This is a genomic window from Acidimicrobiales bacterium, assembly GCA_022452035.1.
GTDB lineage: Bacteria > Actinomycetota > Acidimicrobiia > Acidimicrobiales > MedAcidi-G1 > UBA9410.
In genome coordinates, this window is sequence record JAKURV010000033.1 from 1 (window position 1) to 17,003 (window position 17,003).

The following is a 17,003-nucleotide window of genomic DNA, read 5'->3' on the forward strand; positions in this document are numbered from 1 at the left end:
CCGGAGGCCTGGGCGGCGAGGTCCTCCGTGATCGTGTCCGACGCTCCCGCCGCGTCCTCCGCCGCCGACCCTCCATAGTCTGGGCCGGGGACGCCGAAATTCTTGGCCCACACGTAGTTGCCCGACGAGTCCAACTTCGAAACGAACACGTCCTCGCTGCCGTTCGAGGAGAGGTTGGCAGTGCCCGCACCCGGGTCGAAGTCGACCGTGCCGGAGAAGGACCCGGCGGTGTACACGTTGCCCGACGAGTCGACCGCCACCGACTTGCCAAGGTTCTGTCCGGTGCCGCTGAAGACAGCGACCGCACCGTCATCGGACGACCACGCACCGGCGGGCGACCAGACACCCCCACCAGCGTCGACACGACCAGCACCGCTGTTACGGCGGTGCGCAGCCGACGCCGGGTGGCGCCGGGGGCCGGGTCAGAACGTGCGGTCACCCGTTGATGTTATGGAGACCAGACCGGAGTCACCCGGTTGGTGGGTGGCGGTCGGTGCCGAGCTGGTCGGTGCGTTTCTCGTTCTGCGGTCCGGGCTTTTCGGCGGATGTTCCGCCGGGGGTCAGTTGGTGAACTCCAACCCGTCGAAGTTCCCGTCGGCCCGCCACCCTTCGAGGAGTTGGAAGAACTCGATGGATCCGCCCCCGTAGGGCGCGGCCTGGATGGCGCTTGGTTCGCGGGCTTGCCCTTCGTTGTTGTAGTAGCCGGGGGTGCAGTCCGCGCCGCCGAGCGCTCCCATGGCGCCGAGGCCTTTCTCGACGATGGTGGCTACCCATGCTTCTTCGCCTTGTTCGGAAACTTCGACGGTGACCGCTCCCTGGTGGAGGGCGTGGCCGATGATGTGGGCCAGGTGGGTGGAGAGTTCGTCGAGGAGGTGCGGGAAGTTCGCGGTGAACGCGGCTTGGCTGATTTGCATGAAGAAGCAGTTCGGGAACCCGCGGCTCTGCACGCCGTGCAGTGTCGACATGCCGGTGGCCCATTTTTCGGACAGGGTCTGGCCGCGGCTTCCGATGATTTCGTAGCCGGCCCGGCGGGCGTAGGAGGTTCCCACTTCGAAGCCGGTGGCGAAGATGATGCAGTCGACTTCGTATTCGACTCCGTCGACCACCAGGCCGTGTTCGGTGATCCGGTCGATGCCTTTCCCGGCGGTGTCGACGAGTTCCACGTTGGGTCGGTTGAACGCCGGCAGGTACTCGTCGTTGAACGTGGGGCGTTTGCAGAACATCCGGTAGTAGGGCTTGAGTTTCTCAGCGATTTCCGGGGAGTCGACGAGGCCGTCGACCCGGGATCGGATTTCGTTCATCTTGTCGAAGTTGGCCATCTCGAGGATCTCGGCAATGTCGGCGCTGCCGTCGGCTTGGGCGTCGCGGAAGCGGCGGATCATCATGCCGATCAGATCGGTCCACCCGTCGTCGACCAGGTCTTCGGTTTGGGGAACGCCGGAGACGAGGCCGTTGAAGTTCTCCATTCGCTGTTTCTGCCATCCGGGTTGAAGACCGGCGGCCCATTGGGAGTCGGTGGGTTCGTTGCCTCGCACATCCACCGACGAGGGGGTGCGTTGGAACACGTAGAGGTGCTGGGCTGTCTCGCCGAGAAACGGCACGCATTGGATGGCGCTGGCACCGGTGCCGATCACCGCGACCCGCTTGTCGCCCAGCCGGTCAAGGTCCCCGTCGGGCCCGCCGCCGGTGTAGTCGTAGTCCCATCGGCTGGTGTGGAACGCGTGGCCTTGGAAGTCGCTGATGCCGGGGATGCCGGGGAGTTTCGGCCGGTTGAGGGGCCCGTTGGCCATGGCCACGAACCGGGCTCGCAGAGCGTCGCCCCGGTTGGTGGCGACGATCCACCGGGCGGCGTCTTCGTCCCAGGTCATGCCGGTGACTTCCGTTTGGAACATCACCCCGTCGTAGAGCCGGTAGTGCTCGCCGAGACGCCGGCTGTAGTCGAGGATCTCCCGGGCGTACGAGTATTTCTCCTGGGGGATGTAGCCGACTTCTTCGAGGAGCGGCAGGTAGATGTAGGACTCGATGTCGCACTGGGCTCCCGGGTACCGGTTCCAGTACCAGGTGCCGCCGAAATCGCCGCCTTTTTCGATGATCCGCAGGTCTTCCACGCCGGCTTCGCGGAGGCGGGCTCCCATCTGGAGGCCGCCGAAGCCGCCTCCGACGACGATCACGTCGACCTCGTCGGTGAGCGGCGGCCGGTCGATGGGAGATTCGACGTACGGGTCGTCGGTGTAGTGGGCGAACTCTCCGACGACCTCTATGTACTGGTCGTTTCCGTCGGCGCGCAGCCGTTTGTCCCGTTCGACGCGGTAGCGGTCCCGCATAGCGTCGGGATCGAAGCGGCCCTCGGCGGGGCTGACGGTTTCAGCCTGTCGGCTGGTGGTACTCAGCGTTGGGGTCCTTCTCCACGGAACTGTGGTGCTGTCAACAAACGCATCGGTGAACGGTCTTTCAAAATACTCGACTGGTTGCGGCCGGGGCCTCTCACCCGGTCAGGGGTTCGGTCATCGTCAGGTTTGGCGTTCGAGTATGGACCACGTTGGAAGGTGCCGCCTAAGCCGCGACCAACGGTCCTTTGCGGTCAGTCAATGGTCAGCCGGTACACGTTGGTTTCCCGCTTTTCGAACCCGAGGCGTTCGTAGAGCCGGTTGGCTGCCTCCCGGCTGGGCCGGGACGTGAGGTCCGATGGCCTCTCCCTAGAGGCGTCGCCGCGTGGCCCCAGCCCACCAGTTCCGCGGTTTGAGCCTCTCGCCGTAGCCGAGGCGGTCATTTAACCGGAGCATCACCTTGCGTAGCCCGGTGGAGGCAAGGCGCCGCCCGAGCCGGTGGCGGCGTTTCGTGAAGTCCTTGTTATACGGGCAAACCCGCATGCAGATCATGCAATCGGTGACAATCTGCGTCCAGTACGAAAAGCACTTCTCGCCGTCAACTGACCACTTGCGAACACCCTTGATTGCCGAACGGTTCAACTTCACCGGAGAAGGCGCCCCGTCAGGGATTGCTTTAGGAGGGCACGCATCGGTGCAGCGCCTGCAGACCTCACAGAATTCGCTTACTCCGAACTCGACCGGAACGTCGTGCCCTACCGGCAGGTCGGTGAAGATCTTCCCGAACCGAACCCGCGGTCCAAACTCGGGCGTAATCACCAGTCCGTGCCGGCCGTACTCACCCAACCCGGCCTGGATGGCTAGTGGAATGGCCAGAGCAGTGTCGTTGAGACTAGGTACGGCCTGGTAGCCGAGATTTCGAAGCCACTGCGCAGTAGCCAAAAGCACCAGGGCGTCCTTTGAGTAGCCGAGACCGACGGCTGCCCCAGACAGTGCTGATGGCACAGTGTCGACAAGGTCGTGGTCCATGGCCTGGCCGACAACAACGACGCTTGTCAACCCGGCAGGCAGCCCAACCGGTCGCCCCTCGCCGGCATGTCGTGCATAGCGTTGGCTGTAGACCCAACGTTCGTCATGGGCGCAGATCCCGACGAGGTCAGCTCCAAACAATTTGGCGACCTGCTTGACGGTCGTCGCAGCGTCAGCGGGGGATCCCATGTCGAAGTGTTCGCTTGGACCGTCGCGGAGTTGGCTGAGCGGACTTAGAAACCCGTCGCGTAAATCTTCCGCGTCATGCATTTCTGCGAACACGTCAGCCACATGCCAAGCAGCGTTACGAATGGCGTAATCACGCTGTCCAAACCCGGAAGCCTTGCGCCACTGTCGAAGAGGCTCGCGGTGGGAACGGAAGAACTCGCGGGCGGCATCAGTAGCGATCTCCGGATCCCAGAACGCCCGGTTGAACACATCGTCTACCTGGCTGAACCGTTCAAAGTCGGGGAGCACCTCCCAGGAGGGCCCGGACGGAAGATCGACGACAACCTCGCTCAGTTCTTCTGCCATTAGCGTCTGCCCGTCTTTGGCCGAGGCGGACAATCCGCCTTCAGGCACCAACAAGAATTGGAACCCTCAAGCAGAAATTACCCCTATTCCAATTGGTAGGGCCGATCGGAGTGGGCAACCCAATTATCGTCGGCACCGGAGAGGGCCTGACTTGCGTCTACTCGTACTGCAACACATCGAATGCGAGCATCCGGCACAGCTCCGGCACTTCCTCGCACGTGACGGCATCGACTGGACCGCCGTCGAACTCGATGAAGGCGAGCCAATCCCACCGCTTGAAGGGTTCGACGCCATGTGGGTTATGGGTGGCCCGATGGACGTGTGGGACGTCGAAGAACACCCGTGGTTGCTTGACGAAAAAGAGGCGATCCGAACCTGGGTAGTTGACCTAGGCCGCCCCTTCCTCGGGCTCTGTCTCGGCCACCAGTTACTGGCCGACGCGCTCGGCGGCACGTGCGGCCACCAGCAACCTCCCGAGATCGGGGTCCTAGAGGTGGCCCTAACCCCGGACGGGCTCAACGACCCGATCTTTAACGGCATGCCAACAGTCCAACGGGCCCTCCAGTGGCACTCGGTGCAGGTCCTAGAGCCCCCTGATGGCGCTGTCGTGTTGGCCGCGTCCGACGTGTGCCCAATCCAGGCAATGCGCGTCGGACGCCACGCCTGGTCGATGCAGTACCACGTTGAGGTCGAACCGGACACGGTGACCAACTGGGGAGATGTGCCCGCATACCGGACAGCGTTGGAATCGACGCTCGGCCCGACAGCGTTGGTCGGCCTAATAGCGGCTGCCGACCAGCACATGAACGATTTTGTGACCAACGCCGAGTGCCTCTACGACAACTTCATGGAAGCCGCCCGGCAGGCGTCGTAAACGACCTCTGATGTCTGATCAAGCAGTGACCCCGTCGGACGTCTCGCCGACACGCCGGTGGCACGATCTTGACGCCCTCCGCGGCTTCGCCATGCTGCTCGGCATCGGCCTGCACGCTTCACTGGCCTTTTTTCCTTCGTTCTGGCCCGTACAGGACAAGAACGCCAGTATCGGCGGTCCGTTCGACGAGTTCCTGATCGCCGTCCACGGCTTCCGGATGCCGCTGTTCTTCCTGCTCAGCGGATTCTTCACAGCGATGCTGTGGCGGCGCCGCGGGATAGCGGCGCTCGTTTCCCACCGGGTACGCAGGATCGTCCTACCGCTTGCCCTCGGCCTGGTCACGATCGTGCCGGCCGTCGATTGGGTATCTGAACGCGGTATGGAGGCGGGCAGCGAAAACTGGGCAATAGGCGCAGCCGAGAAGGGTGACATCTGGTTCCCGATCCTGTTGGGCCACGCTGACGCAGTTCCGGTGGCGGTCGCCAACGGCGCCGACGTGGACGTTCGCGGCGACGACAAGGCCACGCCGCTGCACCTGGCAGCCTTCATGGACCTGCCCGACGTGACACAAGCCCTGCTGGACGCCGGAGCCGATTACCGCCTGACAAACATCTCCGGGTCAACGCCTCTTGAAGTCGCCGTCTGGGTGGGCAGCCCGGCTGTCGCCGACGTGCTCGTGGCGGGCGGTGCTCCCGATATCCGGGTCGGCAGCCAACAGTGGCAGGACATCGACTGGTTCGGCGACGGCGCCGAGTTCGCCCAGGCTGTGCTCGACCCGCCGGCAGCCGACGACGAGATCGGCCTCGACTCGTGGATCGACCAGTTCCACCACCTGTGGTTCCTGTGGTTCCTGTGCTGGCTGGTCGCAGGGTTCGCCCTGGCGGCGCCCCTCGTGGTCCGACTGGGACACACAGTCACTTCGGTTGCCGTACGTCGACGCCTGCTCTGGGCTGCCTTCCCGTTGACGCTGTTCTTCCAGTTGAAGATGGGCGACGGCGGCGACTTCCGAGCCTTCGGGCCCGACACCTCAACCGGTCTGCTCCCCGCCGCCCACGTTCTCCTCTACTACGCCGTGTTTTTCGGATACGGCGCCGCGGCTTTCGACGCCCGGACCGACGACGGCGAACCGCTCATCGACCGGCTCGGACGCCACTGGAAGGTCGTCCTCCCCGTTTCGGTGGTGCTGGTCTTCCCGCTCGCTGCAGGAGCGACCTTCGAGGGCGGCGACTGGGCGGCGGCGGCGTCCCTGCAGGTGCTCTACACGTGGGGCATGACATTCGGCCTGATGGGGCTGTTCCGCCGGCTTCTCTCCGGAGAGCGCTACTGGGTGCGCTACCTGTCCGACGCCTCCTACTGGATGTATCTCGTCCACCTGCCACTTGTGATCCTCGCCCAGGACTGGATGCGCGGCTGGGACATCCCCCGGATTCTGAAGTTCCTGGTGATCTGCTGGACGGTGAGCGGCCTGCTCTTGGTGACCTACCGCTACCTCGTGCGCTACACCCCGGTCGGCACCCTTTTGAACGGCGTCAGGACACGCCCGGAACCTCGTGGGAACCCTTCGCTGGGTCACTTTCCACTCGAGTCGTCGTAACTGGGAGACGACCACTAGGGGTGGTTGAAACCTGCAGCGACCCCTTGGTCGGGTAGGCGGGATTTGAACCCACGACCTCCTCGTCCCGAACGAGGCGCGCTACCAAGCTGCGCCACTACCCGTATGAGGCCAGAAGGGTACCGGCGGCCTGTTCCATCCGTTCGGCCCGGACGGCGTCCGGTCAGCCAGCCAGGGCGTCTTGTGCTGTCCGGCGGAGGGCCAACGGGTCCACCGGCTTGACCACCCAGGCATCGGCCTCGGCCCGACGGGCCAGGAAGACGTCGGCCTCCCGGTCCAGCAGCATGACCACCCGTTGCGGTGGGATCCGCTCGGCCCGTTCCTCGAGGCGGAGATCCAGACAGGTGGCCATTCCCCCCATGTTCCCGATCTGGAGGTCCAGGACCACCAGGTCCGGTCCGTGCTCGTCGACGGCGGCCAGGACCTCGGCCCCGGCATGTACCCGGACCACCGTATGGTCGCCGCCCAGCGCCGCATCCACCTCGTCGTGGATGTGGTCGGCGTCGGTGGCCAGCAGCACAGTGGAGTCACTCACCCTGTGGAGCGTACTGTCGGCCCCAGGCCGGTAGCCGTCCGGAAGGCGGCTACCGGCCAGGGCGTCGACCGGCGGTCGTCGAGCGCGTCTACATTGCACGACAGACAAGCAGGATCCGGCGGCCACCGTCGGACGAGCGGAGGAGGTTCCCGTGCTGGAGATCTCGGTCGAACGCCATGACGACTACGTGCTGTGCCGTCCGGCTGGAGAGCTCGACGCCTACACGGTGGCCCAGTTCCGTGAGGCTTTGACCGAACTGGCCGACGAGTCCTACGTGCTGGTCGACCTGTCCGACGTGCCGTTCATGGATTCGGCCGGCTTAGGCGCCTTGATCGGCGGGATTCGCCGGGCCCGGGAGAACGACGGTGACGTGGCCGTGGCCTGTAACCGTCCTGCCCTGACTCGACTGCTCCACACCACCGGTTTTGACCGCATCGTTCCCGTCCGCGAAACGGTCGAGGAGGCGGTCCTGGCTCTCGGCGAGGACGCCGGCTGACCGACCGGAGTCACCGGTCGGTCGCCGTAGGCTGGCCCGCCGGTTGCCCCGCCATCGGGGCGGCCCCTGAACCATGGCCCTTCCGTTCCCCCTTCGCCGACTGACGGCTGCCGCCCTACTGGCTGCCCTGCTGTGCGGGCTGGGTGCCACCGCGGCGTCGGCTCATGGAGACGAACAGCACGAGGTCTACCCGGCGGCGGTCGACGTGGTGGAGGCCAGCGGCTTCCTCGACCCCGTCCTGGTCGGGATGATGGCCGACACGCTGCGGTCCGTGGACCCGGACCGGACGATGGCCATTGTCTTCCAGGTCAACAGCACGGCGTCCGTGGTCCCTGTCGACGAACTACTCGTCCTTGCCGACCTGATCGTCGGGGCTCCGGTCCCAGTCTCCTTCTGGGTCGGTCCATCGAAGGCCCGGGCCACCGGCCCCATAGCCCAACTAGTGGCTCTAGGCGACGACGTGGGCATCGCTCCGGGAGCACGCTTGGGCGCGACCGGCGAGTCCTTCCTTCCCGCAGGCTCCTACGATCCGGCGTTCGGTCCCACCACTGGTGACCTCCGGGACCGGACCGTGGGCTACCAGGAGGCAATCGACCTCGGCGTGGCTCGCCCCGCCCCGGTGCTCCTCGAGCACCTGGTCGGCGTCCCCGGCTTCGAGGTCCACACGGTGGCCGAGAAGGACGGCCCCTCAGTCCAGCCCGTCACCCCGACCCGGTTCCACCAACTGAACGTGGTCGACCAGTTCTTCCATACGGTGGCCAGCCCAGCTGTCGCCTACCTGCTGCTCCTGGTCGGCCTTGGCCTGCTGGTCTTCGAGCTGTACACGGCTGGCGTGGGGATCGCCGGGGTGATCGGCGCCGTGTCATTCCTCCTGGCCACCTACGGCCTCGGTGTCCTACCGGCCCGCGGGTGGGCGGTCGGCCTCGTGGTCCTGGCCTTCCTGGGCTACGCCATCGATGTTCAAGCCGGGGTCCCCCGAACCTGGTCGGTAATCGGGACGGTGTCACTCGTCGTCGGCTCGGTGTTCCTCTTTGACGGGGTGTCACTTTCGTGGATCACCTTCGGCGTCGGAGTGGTCGGCACCGGAATGGGAATGGTGGGCGGCATGCCGGCCATGGTCCGGACCCGGTTTTCTACGCCGACCATCGGCCGGGAGTGGATGGTCGGGGAGACGGGACACGCCGTGGAGCGCCTTTCACCCAACGGAACGGTGTCGGTACGAGACGCCGTCTGGCGGGCCACCACCAACCGGGCCACCCCACTGGAGCCGGGCGACGAGCTCCGGGTGGTGGCCATCGACGGCCTGTGGTTGGAGGTCGAACCCCTGGAGGGTGCAGCCCGGGACTACCGGCAACGGGGCGGCGACACCTCGCAGGACAACTAACCCCGCCCGGAGAGTCGGTAACGAGCCACCCGAACCCCCCTTGCCCGTCCATCGACTCACGTCCTAGGTTCGCCACAGGCCCCGAGGGACGAGCCGACGGTGGCGAACCAGGGGGTATGCGGATGTCCGACGGTGACGCATTCCGAGACTGGCACGGCAGGGCGGCCTGCCGCGGCCCACAGGCGGCGGTGTTCTACCCACCCGACACGGGCGAACAGCGCGACGAGCGGCGATGGCGGGAGGCCCAGGCCAAGGCCATCTGCAACCAGTGCGCCGTGGTCGGCCGGTGCCTGGAGTTCGCTGTGGCCCGTCGCGAGACCCACGGGATCTGGGGCGGCACCAGTGAGGCAGAGCGCAGGGTCCTAATCGACCGCTGACCCCGACCGGCAAACCGGCAAACCGGGTTAGGCCTCAGGGAGGCGAGGGCCGGCGATTCGCAGGTCACCACGGCGTCGGGTCATCCCCGTTGCGTCCAAGCGGGCCAGCAGCGGCATGGCGTGCTTCCGGGTGTTGCCAGCCTCTTCCCGGAAGGTCGACACGGTGAACCCCTCGGGGTGGTCGACCAGCAGGCGGGCAGCCAGGCGGCCCGCAGCATCCACGGCGCTGGATGCGAAGAAGATGCCCTCCACCTCCACCACGTCGCCTCGGCGGACCAGTTCCCGCAACTCGCCCCGGTCCACGCCGTCCGGCGAAGGGGGGACGAAGGGGGAGGCGGCCAGAGCGGCTACGAACGGGTGGTCGGCCAGCGGGTCGTCCACCCCGGCGGCGACTAGGCGACCGGCCTCCACCTCGGCGTCATCGAGCAGCACGACCGCGGCCCGGGCCAACTCTCCGAGGCCGACCAGGTCCAGGCCGCGCGGTCCCGCGTCGGCGAGCGCGTTCCGAAGGTCCTCCAGGGTCCGGTGAAGAACCACCGGGTCGACGACCCACCGGTCCAGGTCAGGTTCGCGACGTTCCCCGGTCAGGCGCTCCAACTCGTCGACAGGCACCCAGCCTCGTTCCCGAACGACGCGGTCCACGCTCCGATCGGGGCGGGCCCGCGACGCCCGCTCCGTGGGATCCACGTCCAGTACCTCGCCTCCGCCCACCGTTTCGGCTCGTCCGGACTCCCGGAGCACGAAACGGTCGCCAGGTAGGAGTGGAAGCGGCTCGGGCAGGTGTATACGGACCGCCCCCTCGGTCCCCGGGTCCAGGGCATCGGGGCCCAGGATCCGCATCCGAACCGGATGCTCCCCGGAACCCAGGTAGACCACGTGGGCTCCCCGACGGGACACCGGGTGGTCCAGCCGGTCCAAGACTCGGAGGGAGGCATCAACCACCGTGGTGTGGTGCCACTGGTCGGACCGGACGAGAACGTGGCCCCGGACCACTTCGTCGTGGGCTACCCCAACCAGGTTGACCGCGCACCGGCTGCCCGGGGGTAGCTCGTCGCGTTCGGCATGGTGGTTCTGCAGGGAACGGACCCGCACCGGGCTCCCGGCCGGGTGAACAGCCAGCTCGTCGTCGGTGTGCAACCGACCGCCGGTGAGGGTGCCGGTTACCACCGTCCCGGCTCCCCGGGCCGAGAACGCCCGGTCGATCCACAGGCGGGGACGGCCGTGGTCGACGGCCGTCGGAGTGGCGGCCAGCAGGTCGTCCAGGGCGGCCCGTAGGTTGTCCAACCCCACCCCGGTCGGGGCGTCGGTGTTGACCACCGGTGCGCCTTCCAGGAAAGTGCCCGCTACCCGTTCCTCGACCTCTAGATGGGCCAGATCAACCAGGTCATCGTCAGCCGGACCGACTTTGGTCAGCGCCACCACGCCGTGTCTCACGCCGAGCAGTTCCAGGATACGGAGGTGCTCCTCGGACTGGGGCTTCCAACCCTCGGTGGCCGCCACCACGAACAGGCAGGCGTCGACTGCCCCCACCCCGGCCAGCATGTTTTTGATGAATCGGACATGGCCCGGCACATCGACCAGTGAGAGGGCAGCACCCGACGGCAGCGTCGTGGTGGCGAAGCCCAGGTCGATGGTCAGGCCCCGCGCTTTCTCCTCGGCGAACCGATCGGGATCGGTACCGGTCAGTGCCTCGACCAGGGTCGACTTGCCGTGGTCGACGTGGCCGGCCGTGGCGACGACGTGCACCGGATCAGGGGCCCGGCGGGGCAGCCGGTTCGGCAGGCGGATCCAGGTCGGCGATCGCCGCGGCGACCAGCCCGTCGTCGTCGGGGTGGACGGTCCGCAGGTCCAGCACGGTGGCGTTGTCGACCACCCGGGCGATCACCGGCAGTGGTCGATCCCGTAGCTCTGCCACCCGGTCTCCGGCCAGGGCCAGCCCGGCCGACGGGATTTCGACACCGGGCAGGGTCCCGCCACCGGGCACGGCCACTGTGTCGCTAGCCAAGTCGGGCGAGATCCTCTCGGCCCGGGTACGCAGGGCGGCGACCGGAACGGTGGCCATGCGCCAGAACGGGATGGCCTGTCCGTCCCGCGCCAGGTAGGCCAGGGCCAGGTCCTGGAGGGATCGCAGCACGAGGCTGCCCGGGCGTAGCGCCCGGGCCAGTGGATGGGCGGCGCACGCCGCCACCAGGTTGGCCTGACCGGCGATGACTCCGGCCTGGGGTCCACCCAGCAGCTTGTCGCCCGAGAAGGTAACCAGCGCTGCGCCGGAGGCCAGAGTCTGGCGGGCCGCTGGCTCGTCCTGGAGCCAGGCCGGGGGCCCGTCGGCCAGCCACGGACAGGCGGCATCTAGGAGACCCGACCCGATGTCGGCCACCACCGGTACCCCGAGTTCGGCCAGGTCGGCTACCGGGGTCGACTCGGTGAAGCCCTCAATGCGGTAGTTGGATCGGTGGACCGATAGGACTGCGGCGATGTCGGACCCAGGTGTCGCCACGGCGTCGGCGAAGTCCTCGATCCGGGTCCGGTTGGTGGTCCCCACCTCGACCAGGCGGGCACCGGACTGGCTTAGGACCTCCGGGATCCGGAAGCCGCCCCCGATCTCCACCAACTCGCCGCGTGACACAGCAACCTCTCGCCCGTCGGCCAGAGCAGCCAGGACCAGTAGGACGGCTGAGGCGCAGTTGTTGACCACCATGGCTGCCTCGGCGCCACAGGCCCGAGCCAGCAGGGCCGGGGCCCGTTCCTGCCGGGAACCCCGGGTACCGGTTTCCAGATCGAACTCCAGGGTGGCGTACCGGCCATCACCCACCGTGGTTCCCCATGGCGCCCGACCAAGGTTGGTGTGAAGCAGCACCCCGGTGGCGTTGACCACCTCGGTTAAAAGGGCCCGGCGGGTCTCGTCCACCAGGTCCCGGGCCCGGTCGGCGGCCCCGGCCGGGTCGCCTTCGGCCACCGCGGCCCGTGCCGCATCGACCAGCAGGGGGTGGGGAAGGCCGCTGTCGGCCAGCGAGCGGGCCAGGCGGTCGACGCTAGGAGGTCGGTCGGACGGAGAACCCGGTACGGGGTCGTCGGGAGCGGTCATGCGGTCGCGAGGATAGGCGGAGGAATCGGCATGCCCCGAGGCCAACGCCGTCGACGGGCCGGGGACGACCGAACCGTGAACGGCCTTAGCATGCGACCGTGCTCCTAGTCCTTTTCCTGATCTTCGTGGTCACCCCGATCGTCGAACTGACGGTCATTGTTCAGGTCGCCGGCTCCACCGGGGTCATGAACACCATCGGCCTGCTCATACTGGTCAGCCTGGTTGGAGCGTGGCTGGTCCGCCGCGAGGGTCTCGGGATCCTACGCCGGGCCCAAGCCGAGCTTGCCAAAGGCCGGATGCCGGGCCGGGAACTAGTCGACGGCCTGCTGGTGCTGCTGGCCGGAGCCCTGATGCTCACACCGGGCTTCGTGACCGACGCCGTGGGACTGGCCCTCCTCCTTCCACCGGTCCGGGCCATCCTCCGCTTGGTCGCCACCCGTCGCCTGTCCCGCTCGGTGGATGCCGGACGCACACGGTGGACGTTCGGTATGCGCTCCGAGAGAGGGGGGTTCACCACGGGCCCGTCAGGCGGACCGATCCTGGATGCCGACTCGTGGGAGGACGGGGCCGACGGCCACCGGCGCCTCCCGCCGAACGGCGACTAGAGGGCGTCGGCCGCGTCGAGAGCGTCTTCGGCAGCGGCCAGCAGGCGAGCCGTGCAACCCGCCATGTCAATCGGCGGTACTGCCTCGGTGACCAGCACCTCGACCATCGCCTGGTAGGCCTCGGCCGCTGGGCCGTCGCCCAAGGCGACCGGTCGACCGGTGTCGCCCCCGTCGGCCACCGCTCCGTCCAGCGGAATACTGCCCAGCAGGGGCGCCCCGATGTCAGCGGCCAGGGCGTCGCCGCCACCGGCGCCGAACAGCTCGTGGCGCTGGCCGTCGTCAGACACATAGGCGCTCATGTTCTCGACCACGCCGACGATCCGCAGGTAGTTGGCCCGGCCCATGTTGGCCACCCTGACGGCCACCTTCTGGGCGGCTAGCGCCGGCGTGGTAACGACCAGCATCTCGGCCTGGGGCAGCATCTTGGCCAACCCCATCTGAACGTCGCCGGTACCGGGCGGCATGTCGATCAGCAAATAGTCCATGGGTCCCCAGGCCACGTCCTCGCAGAAGTGCTGGACGGCCCGGTTCAGGATCAGGCCCCGCCACATGAGAGCCGACTCTTCGTTCTCGACTAGGAAGCCCATGGAAACCACCTTGAGCATCCCGTCACCCATCGGGACCTGGATGGGGTCGATCTTGCCCACCTCGGGAGATCCCCCGAGGCGTCCCTCGATGCCCAGCATCCGCGGGACTGAGAAGCCCCAGATGTCGGCGTCCATCACCCCCACGGTGAAACCGCGGGTGGCCAGCCCGGCGGCCAGGTTCACAGTCACCGACGACTTCCCAACGCCACCCTTCCCGGAGGCCACCATGACCACCCTGGTGGAGACGGGGATTTCGGTCTCCGGGGCGTTCTGGCTGACGTTGAATCGGGCCCGGGACATGGCCGTGGCCTTCTCCTCCGGGGTGAGCTCGTCCCACGTGAGGTGGACCTTGGTCACCCCGGGCAATCCGCCGACCCGTTCCCGGACGTCGCGTTGGATCTGGGCCCGGAGGGGGCACCCCGAGGTGGTGAGGGCGATGGTCACGTCCACCAGGCCATCGGGGTCGACACGCACAGCCCGGGCCATGCCCAACTCGACGATGTTGCTCCCCAACTCGGGGTCGATCACCCCGCGGAGCACGCCGAATACGTCCTCCTCAACCGGTGGCGCCGGTTCAATCATTCCCCCATCGTACGGCGTCCAGGGCTGGGACCGTGGGGCGACGGCCAGTACACTGTTAAGACCGACGACCACCGGCTTCGTCTGGAGGACCCGATGCTCACGTTGACCGACGACGCGACCACCAAGGTTGGCGAGTTGATCTCTAGCGAATCCGAAGAGGGCCTGGCCCTGCGGGTCGCTGTTCGTCCCGGCGGCTGCTCCGGGTTTAGTTACGAGATGTACTTCGACACCGACCGGGCCGACGACGACCTTGAGCAGGCGTTTGGCGACATCCGGGTCGTAGTCGACCCGTCCAGTGCTCAGTTGCTGGAGGGCGCCACCCTGGATTACAAGGACGGGTTGAATGAGGCCGGGTTCTCGATCAATAACCCGAACGCCCAGCGGACTTGCGGCTGCGGCCAGTCCTTCAGCTGACCTGACAGTCGCCCCAAGGGGCGGACGCGGGAGCCGGCGCTGAGGCGCCGGCCTTCGTGGTTTTGGACCGCCAGGTGTGATCAGCCGGCGGTGTCCAGGGCGGCGGCCACCTCGGTGGCGTCCATGGTGAAGTGGACCGCTGCGGTGATGGTGCCGTCGGCGTCGGCCACCACGAGGGTCGGCTCGAAGGTCAACCCGAGAGACGCCACCACTGGGGTGGTTGAGAAGTCGGCGTCGTCGGGAGCCATGTAGACCTCGGCGTGGATGGCGTCCCAGTTTCCGGGACGCCCCTCCAGTGCAGCGGCGAGCAGGTCGATGGTGGGACCGCAGACGTCCTGCTGGCAGAAGCGGGGCGTCGAGACGAGAAGCGCTGTTGGGCCGGGCCGTCCAAGCGCTTCGGTGACGGTCACCTGGTGGAAGGGACACGTACCTGCGGGCTGGGTGCAGATTGGTTCCACACCCCGGTGGTCGGCCCCGGTCGGGGTTTCGACCGCCGGTAGAGGATCGCCGACCTGGACGAGGTCCAGAGTGTCCGGGTCGACCACCCGGAGGTCGTGTCCGGCCTTCAGGCCGACGCCGTCAACGCGGTAGTCGCCGGGCTCCGGTGGGGTGAAGACCAGGGGGTAGTAGGCGGTGGCGTGGTGGTGTCCGTGGTCGTCCACGTACCCGTGCTTGGCTACGCGAGCGGTAGCCACTACGGCACCGTCCGACCCAGCACGCCGGACAACCAACTCCAAGGAGTCCGGCCCGTCGGCGGGCACGGGCCAGCCATCGGCGTCCAGGAGCACGTAGGGCGCCCGCTGCGGTAAGCCGGCGGCCAGCACGCTGGGGGCCGCGTAGCCGTCGGCGAATCGGGCTCCCAGCGAGAAGCCCCCAACGCTGGTCGTAGGAGCAGGAGCCGACGTACCACCCGATCCACCACACGCCGCCAGGGCGAGGCCAGCACCGATCCCAGCTAGGACCCGCCGCCGGCTGACCAGTGAACCGGGGTGAAGGACGGGAGGCACGGTAGCGGAGGCTAGCGACCGGCCCGACTCGGTCGGAAGGTGCACGGAGGTCAGTTCAGTGACGGCCCACGGGGCACACTGCGGGTATGGAGACTCCCGGGCCGACTGACGTGCTGCACCTAACCGTCGACGGTGTCGGCGTTGAGGTCCCCGACGACGGTGGGATGCTGCTCGACGTCCTACGGGACCGGATCGGCATCCGGTCGGTCAAAGACGGGTGCAGCCCTCAGGGCCAGTGTGGTTGCTGCACGGTGCTGGTCGACGGTCAGGCCCGAGTCTCGTGCGTAACCCCGGCCCGCCGAGTCAGTGGACGGACGGTCACCACCCTCGACGGTCTGGACCCTGAGGTCCGCACAGCGTGGGCCGAGGCGTTCTGTGCCACCGGAGGGAGCCAATGTGGGTTCTGCACCCCGGGCATCGTGGTCCGCTTCGCCGGGTTGCGAGCCGGGGCGGACTGCGCCGGGATCCCTGACCGAGACCGGGCGGCCCGGGCCCTGCACGCTCACCTCTGCCGGTGCACCGGCTGGCAGACGGTCCTCGAGGCGTGGGAGGCCTACGGTTCGGCGCCTCCGGTCGATTCCGACCGCGGTCCGGCCACCCGTCGAGCCACCCTTGAGGGTCGGACCTCCCAGGCCGTGGGCCCCGAGGTGGTCCTAGGTCGGGGCGGATTTGCTGCCGACACGGTTCCCGAGGGATCGCTGGTGGCGGTTCCGGACGGTCGTGGTGGATGGGCGATGGGCGACACCCCGGCCGCGGCACGGCAGGTGGCTGGAAAGGTTCCGGGCCGGCGTACTCCGGCCGCGGCGATCCCGCCACTTGACGTCCCGGACGGCGACTGGGACGCAGAGATCCACACCTCCTGGGTCGAGCCGGCCTACCTGGAGACCGACGCCTCGTGGTGCGTACCCGGAGGCGAACCCGCCAGTCCGTTGGCCAACGGCGGCGCATTCGGAGCCAAGCTCGGTTCCGAGGCGCCCGCGGCGGCCCGCTCTCTGGCTAATGAGCACGGGTGTCCGGTGGTGGTCCTGGTGTCTCGGGAGGATTCCGTGCTGACTGGCGCCAAGCGTCCACCAGTGGCCGGCGGCGCTCGGGCCGACGGAACGGGTCGGCTCCGAGTGGTCCGCACCCCCGGAATCGCCGAGGCGGTCGCTGCCGTTGCCCCGGGCCTAAAGGTCGAGGAGGTTGACGTTCCCGGCCCGCCCACGTCGGCCAATCTCCGAGCCGCCGGGTGGGCCGAGGCCGTTGTGTTGCTCACCGGCTCCGGGGCTATGGCGCCTGGCCAGCCCGTGGTGTCCCCCGAGGGTGCCGAGGCGACAGCTGTCGTCGACCACGACGCCATCCGGGTGACTGTCCGTTGCGGTGAACCGCTGGACGAAGTGGTGCTGCGGTCGTACTGCATCGGTGCGGCCCACATGGCGTGGAGTTGGATCACCTCGGAGGGCCTGTCGGTCGACGACGATGGCGTCGTTCATGACCTGACTGTGCGGTCCTTCGGCATCGTCCGGGCTACCGAGACTCCGACGATCACCGTCGAGGTGTTGGCTGACGACGGTTT

General features: G+C 67.6%; 16 protein-coding genes and 1 tRNA gene. 8 read left to right on the plus strand and 9 right to left on the minus strand.

Annotated features, from left to right (window positions below):
* The 3 genes from MK181_09770 to MK181_09780 all read right to left on the minus strand — a co-directional run.
* Positions 1 to 260: hypothetical protein (locus MK181_09770; protein MCH2420088.1), on the minus strand; the 260-nt coding region annotated here is incomplete at its 3' end.
* Positions 261 to 560: 300 nt separating this feature from the next.
* The gene (locus MK181_09775) at positions 561 to 2,324 is read right to left on the minus strand and encodes an NAD(P)/FAD-dependent oxidoreductase (protein ID MCH2420089.1); all 1,764 of its coding nucleotides are present in this window, start codon (positions 2,322 to 2,324) and stop codon (positions 561 to 563) included.
* Between the two features lie 372 nt (positions 2,325 to 2,696).
* On the minus strand, positions 2,697 to 3,890 hold the full coding sequence (locus tag MK181_09780; GenBank protein ID MCH2420090.1) for a reductive dehalogenase: 1,194 nt from the start codon (positions 3,888 to 3,890) through the stop codon (positions 2,697 to 2,699).
* Positions 3,891 to 4,041: 151 nt separating this feature from the next.
* On the opposite strand from MK181_09780, the gene MK181_09785 reads away from it, so the two are divergent.
* Together MK181_09785 and MK181_09790 are read left to right on the plus strand one after the other, a co-directional pair.
* Positions 4,042 to 4,764 (plus strand): type 1 glutamine amidotransferase, encoded by a 723-nt coding sequence (locus MK181_09785; protein ID MCH2420091.1) that lies wholly within the window; start codon positions 4,042 to 4,044, stop codon positions 4,762 to 4,764.
* A 10-nt stretch (positions 4,765 to 4,774) separates the two neighbouring features.
* Positions 4,775 to 6,358, plus strand: a complete 1,584-nt coding sequence (locus MK181_09790; GenBank protein MCH2420092.1) for an acyltransferase family protein — start codon at positions 4,775 to 4,777, stop codon at positions 6,356 to 6,358.
* A gap of 45 nt (positions 6,359 to 6,403) precedes the next feature.
* On the opposite strand, the gene MK181_09795 is transcribed toward MK181_09790, so the two are convergent.
* Positions 6,404 to 6,480: transfer RNA gene (locus MK181_09795), tRNA-Pro, on the minus strand.
* Positions 6,481 to 6,539: 59 nt separating this feature from the next.
* On the minus strand, positions 6,540 to 6,911 hold the full coding sequence (locus MK181_09800; protein MCH2420093.1) for a response regulator: 372 nt from the start codon (positions 6,909 to 6,911) through the stop codon (positions 6,540 to 6,542).
* Between the two features lie 151 nt (positions 6,912 to 7,062).
* Here MK181_09800 and MK181_09805 point away from each other — a divergent pair, with 151 nt between their 5' ends.
* The 3 genes from MK181_09805 (at position 7,063) to MK181_09815 (ending at position 9,168) form a co-directional block, all read left to right on the plus strand.
* Positions 7,063 to 7,407: an STAS domain-containing protein gene (locus MK181_09805; GenBank protein MCH2420094.1), complete on the plus strand. Its 345-nt coding sequence runs from the start codon at positions 7,063 to 7,065 to the stop codon at positions 7,405 to 7,407.
* Positions 7,408 to 7,480: 73 nt separating this feature from the next.
* Positions 7,481 to 8,791 (plus strand): hypothetical protein, encoded by a 1,311-nt coding sequence (locus tag MK181_09810; protein ID MCH2420095.1) that lies wholly within the window; start codon positions 7,481 to 7,483, stop codon positions 8,789 to 8,791.
* 122 nt (positions 8,792 to 8,913) lie between these two features.
* A complete protein-coding gene (locus MK181_09815; protein MCH2420096.1) occupies positions 8,914 to 9,168 on the plus strand; it encodes a WhiB family transcriptional regulator in 255 nt (84 codons plus the stop codon).
* Positions 9,169 to 9,195: 27 nt separating this feature from the next.
* Here MK181_09815 and selB read toward each other — a convergent pair whose 3' ends face one another.
* The gene (gene selB, locus MK181_09820) at positions 9,196 to 10,914 is read right to left on the minus strand and encodes a selenocysteine-specific translation elongation factor (protein MCH2420097.1); all 1,719 of its coding nucleotides are present in this window, start codon (positions 10,912 to 10,914) and stop codon (positions 9,196 to 9,198) included.
* A 4-nt stretch (positions 10,915 to 10,918) separates the two neighbouring features.
* Positions 10,919 to 12,253 carry an L-seryl-tRNA(Sec) selenium transferase gene (selA, locus tag MK181_09825; protein ID MCH2420098.1) on the minus strand — a complete coding sequence of 445 codons (1,335 nt, stop codon included), beginning with the start codon at positions 12,251 to 12,253 and terminating at the stop codon, positions 10,919 to 10,921.
* Positions 12,254 to 12,351: 98 nt separating this feature from the next.
* Here selA and MK181_09830 point away from each other — a divergent pair, with 98 nt between their 5' ends.
* Positions 12,352 to 12,858, plus strand: a complete 507-nt coding sequence (locus MK181_09830; GenBank protein MCH2420099.1) for an FxsA family protein — start codon at positions 12,352 to 12,354, stop codon at positions 12,856 to 12,858.
* Here MK181_09830 and MK181_09835 read toward each other — a convergent pair.
* Positions 12,855 to 14,027 carry an Mrp/NBP35 family ATP-binding protein gene (locus MK181_09835; protein ID MCH2420100.1) on the minus strand — a complete coding sequence of 391 codons (1,173 nt, stop codon included), beginning with the start codon at positions 14,025 to 14,027 and terminating at the stop codon, positions 12,855 to 12,857. The genes MK181_09830 and MK181_09835 overlap by 4 nt on opposite strands.
* Before the next feature lie 93 nt (positions 14,028 to 14,120).
* Between MK181_09835 and erpA the strand changes: the two genes are divergently transcribed.
* Positions 14,121 to 14,441 carry an iron-sulfur cluster insertion protein ErpA gene (gene erpA / locus MK181_09840; GenBank protein MCH2420101.1) on the plus strand — a complete coding sequence of 107 codons (321 nt, stop codon included), beginning with the start codon at positions 14,121 to 14,123 and terminating at the stop codon, positions 14,439 to 14,441.
* Positions 14,442 to 14,521: 80 nt separating this feature from the next.
* Here erpA and MK181_09845 read toward each other — a convergent pair whose 3' ends face one another.
* Positions 14,522 to 15,448 (minus strand): hypothetical protein, encoded by a 927-nt coding sequence (locus tag MK181_09845; protein MCH2420102.1) that lies wholly within the window; start codon positions 15,446 to 15,448, stop codon positions 14,522 to 14,524.
* A gap of 86 nt (positions 15,449 to 15,534) precedes the next feature.
* Here MK181_09845 and MK181_09850 point away from each other — a divergent pair.
* Positions 15,535 to 17,003, plus strand: a 1,469-nt coding sequence (locus tag MK181_09850; protein ID MCH2420103.1) for a 2Fe-2S iron-sulfur cluster-binding protein, incomplete at its 3' end; no start/stop codon positions are given.

Bases quoted from the DNA above. Each gene is read 5' to 3' on its own strand.
- selA (MCH2420098.1), bottom strand. From the start codon at position 12,253: ATGACCGCTCCCGACGACCCCGTACCGGGTTCTCCGTCCGACCGACCT.
- MK181_09780 (MCH2420090.1), bottom strand. From the start codon at position 3,890: ATGGCAGAAGAACTGAGCGAGGTTGTCGTCGATCTTCCGTCCGGGCCC.
- MK181_09835 (MCH2420100.1), bottom strand. From the start codon at position 14,027: ATGATTGAACCGGCGCCACCGGTTGAGGAGGACGTATTCGGCGTGCTC.
- MK181_09775 (MCH2420089.1), bottom strand. From the start codon at position 2,324: ATGCGGGACCGCTACCGCGTCGAACGGGACAAACGGCTGCGCGCCGAC.
- MK181_09815 (MCH2420096.1), top strand. From the start codon at position 8,914: ATGTCCGACGGTGACGCATTCCGAGACTGGCACGGCAGGGCGGCCTGC.
- MK181_09790 (MCH2420092.1), top strand. From the start codon at position 4,775: ATGTCTGATCAAGCAGTGACCCCGTCGGACGTCTCGCCGACACGCCGG.
- MK181_09810 (MCH2420095.1), top strand. From the start codon at position 7,481: ATGGCCCTTCCGTTCCCCCTTCGCCGACTGACGGCTGCCGCCCTACTG.
- erpA (MCH2420101.1), top strand. From the start codon at position 14,121: ATGCTCACGTTGACCGACGACGCGACCACCAAGGTTGGCGAGTTGATC.